General features: G+C 63.9%; 2 protein-coding genes. Both read right to left on the bottom strand.

Annotation, left to right across the window (positions count from 1 at the left end; genetic code table 11):
• On the bottom strand, positions 1 to 3,015 hold a 3,015-nt coding region (locus ENZ75_RS25085; RefSeq protein ID WP_164887984.1), incomplete at its 3' end, for a transglutaminase family protein.
• Positions 3,016 to 3,127: 112 nt separating this feature from the next.
• Positions 3,128 to 3,610 (bottom strand): acyl-CoA dehydrogenase family protein (locus ENZ75_RS25080; RefSeq protein ID WP_281061275.1); only part of this gene is annotated, 483 nt, incomplete at its 5' end.

The raw sequence follows: 3,610 nt of genomic DNA, 5'->3' as shown, positions 1-3,610 counted from the left end.
CGGCACGATGCGGCCGTTGCAGACGACTGCGTGGCGCTCCGGGTTCAGCCCTTCGGTCTTGACCTGCAGCCGTTCGACCGAGGAATCGACGAAGCGCACGGTGCCGCCGATCGCGCCTTGCTCGCCCATCACATGCCACGGCTCCAGCGCCTGGCGCAGTTCCAGCTTGATGCCGGCATGCTGAACCTCGCCGCAGAACGGGAAGCGGAATTCGAGCTGGGCGTCGAACCATTCGGGACGGAACTCAAAACCGTTGAGCTTGAGGTCGTCGAGCACGTCGAGGAAATCGGCCCAGACATGATGCGGCAGCATGAAGCGGTCATGCAGCGATGTGCCCCAACGCACGAAACGGCCGTCGAGCGGGCTCTTCCAGGCACGGGCAATGATGGCGCGGACCAAAAGTTGCTGCGCGAGGCTCATGCGCGCATTGGGCGGCATCTCGAAGCCGCGGAATTCGACCAGCCCCAGCCGGCCGGTCGGTCCGTCGGGCGAGAACAGCTTGTCGATGCAGATTTCCGAACGATGCGTATTCCCGGTGACGTCGGTCAACAAATTGCGGAACAGCCGGTCGACCAGCCATGGCAAGGGTGCGTTGCCCTGGTCTGGATGCGGCACCTGCGCCATAGCGATCTCAAGCTCGTAGAGCGAGTCGTGACGCGCTTCGTCGAAGCGTGGCGCCTGGCTGGTCGGCCCGATGAACAGGCCGGAGAACAGGTAGGACAGCGACGGATGGCGCTGCCATTGCAGCACCAGGCTCTTCAGCAGGTCCGGCCTTCGCAGGAACGGGCTGTCATTGGGTGTCGCACCGCCGACCACGACATGGTTGCCGCCGCCGGTGCCGGTGTGGCGGCCATCGATCATGAACTTGTCTGCGCCAAGCCGTGTCTGCCGCGCCTCCTCGTAGATCGCCGTCGTCGTCGCCACGCAATCCTGCCAGTTGGATGCAGGATGGATGTTGACCTCGATGACGCCTGGGTCAGGCGCGACGCGGATGACGTTGAGGCGCGGATCGTGCGGCGGGCCATAGCCTTCGATGTGCACGGGAAGGCCTATCGCCTTCGCCGCGTTCTCGGCCGCCGCGACCAGTTCGAGATAGTCTTCCAGCGCCTCGACCGGCGGCATGAACACGCAAAGCCGCCCATCACGCGGTTCGACCGAAAGTGCGGTGCGCACCGCGCCGCCGATCTCGGTGATCTCCTGCTCGACCCGCTCCTGCTGGCCGGTCGCAGCGGTGAACGATGCCGCCTGCTGGCGGCGCGCCATCTCGTCGGCGCCTTCCAGTTCGGCTGGAGCCGGTCCGGCCAGTATGGCTTCACGCGCGGGCAGCGGGCCGCGTGGCAGTGACGGATCGACCGGCACGATATAAGGGAATTGCTCCGGCGGCACATAGGGCAACGTGCCGAGCGGCAGCCGGTAGCCGACCGGTGAATCGCCTGGCACCAGGAACAGCCGGCCACGCCGCGTCTTCCATTTTTCCGAACGCCAGCGCGGATCCGATGCCTGGCTGTTCCAGCGCTGGACGGGGAGCACATAGCCGGACGGTTTGGTCAGCCCGCGTTCGAACACTTTCGCCATGCGGCTGCGTTCTTCCGGATCCTCCAGCCTAGAGTTGGACGGATCGACATTGTCGGGCAGCTTGCCTTCCTTGAGCAGCCATTCGGCCGGATCCTCATAGGCTTCGCTGACCATGGCTTTGTCGATGCCGAGTTCGCCGGCAATCGCGGTGAGCAGGCTTTCGGCCTGCTTCGGGCCGATGTCGGCCTCGCTCTTTTCGCGTGCGATCAGCGACGGATCGCTCCACACCGGCTGGCCGTCGGCACGCCAGTAGAGCGAAAAGGTCCAGCGCGGCAGGCTTTCGCCCGGATACCATTTGCCCTGGCCGTAATGGAGAAAGCCGCCCAGCGCAAAGCGCTCGCGCAGTTTACGGATCAGTTCGTCGGCCTTTTCGCGCTTGGTGGGACCGACGGCGGCGGTGTTCCATTCGGCCGACTCGAAATCGTCGATCGACACGAAAGTCGGCTCGCCGCCCATGGTGAGCCGCACGTCGCCGGCGGCAAGTGCTTTATCGACCTTGTTGCCCAGAGCGTCGAGCGCCTGCCAGCTTTCGTCCGAAAATGGCTTGGTGATGCGCGGATGTTCGGCGATGCGGTCGACCCGCATCTCGAAGCCGAATTCGACATTGGCGAAGCTCGCCATGCCGGAAATCGGGGCCGCGTTGCGGAAATGCGGCGTGGCGGCCAGCGGCACATGGCTCTCGCCGGTGAGCAGGCCCGAGGTCGGATCGAAGCCGATCCAGCCGGCGCCGGGAAGATAGACCTCGCACCACGCATGCAGATCGGTGAAGTCGACGGCGGTTCCGGCTGGACCGTCCAGCGCCACCAGATCGGGCTTCAACTGGACCAGATAGCCGGAAACGAAGCGCGCCGCGATGCCGAGATTGCGCAGGATCTGCACCAGCAGCCAGCTCGAATCCCGGCACGATCCCTTTTTCGCGGCCAAGGTCTCTTCCGGCGAGAACACACCGGTTTCCATGCGCACGATATAGGCGATCTCGCGCTGCAGCCGCGCGTTGAGATCGACCAGGAAATTGACGGTGTTGGCAGCGCTGCGATCGATGGTCTTCAGCAGCGCCGACAGCAGCGGTCCCGCCGGCTCCGGAGTGCGATAGATGGCGAGATCGTCGCGTATCTCTTCCGGATACTCGAACGGAAACGCCTCGGCCGACGGCTCGACGAAGAAATCGAACGGATTGTAGACCGTCATGTCGGCGACGAGGTCAACCTCGATCTTCAACTCCGTCACCGGCTCCGGAAAGACGAAGCGGGCGAGGAAATTGCCGTAAGGATCCTGCTGCAGATTGACGAAGTGGTTCGCCGGCTCGACCTTGAGCGAATGGCTCAGCACCTTGGTACGGGAATGCGGCGCCGGCTGCAGCCGGATGATCTGGGGCCCGAGAACCACCGGCCGGTCGTATTTGTAATGGGTCAGGTGGTAGACGGCTGCCAGAATTGCCATGGGGCCCCGGAATTCAGCGTTTCAAACGATTTCGCTGAACCCTGACACATCTGGCGGCCATTCTCCAAGCAGAGATGTTGCGGTGCACCTAATTTAAGCAACGGTTACCGGCTCAGAAAAATGCCTGCAACCCCGTCTGCGCCCTTCCCAGGATCAGCGCATGCACGTCATGCGTGCCTTCATAGGTGTTGACCGTCTCCAGGTTCTGCGCGTGGCGCATGACGTGGTAGCCGATCTGGATGCCGTTGCCGCCATGCATGTCGCGGGCCTGGCGGGCGATGTCCAGCGCCTTGCCGCAATTGTTGCGCTTGACGATCGAGATCATTTCCGGCGCCATCTTACCTTCATCCAGCAGCCGCCCGACGCGCAAGGACGCCTGCAATCCCAACGCAATTTCGGTCTGCATGTCGGCAAGCTTCTTCTGGTAGAGTTGCGTGCCGGCCAGCGGCTTGCCGAACTGCTTGCGGTCGAGACCGTATTGGCGGGCGCGGTGCCAGCAATCCTCGGCGGCGCCCATCGAGCCCCAGGAAATGCCGAAGCGAGCCCGGTTGAGGCATCCGAACGGTCCGCCAAGGCCCTTTGCGTTGGGCAGCAG

Source organism: Mesorhizobium sp. M7A.F.Ca.CA.002.04.1.1, assembly GCF_004022805.1.
Taxonomy (GTDB): domain Bacteria; phylum Pseudomonadota; class Alphaproteobacteria; order Rhizobiales; family Rhizobiaceae; genus Mesorhizobium; species Mesorhizobium ciceri.
The sequence above is the reverse complement of the archived record's forward strand: the minus strand, read 5'-3'. Positions and strand labels throughout refer to the sequence as shown.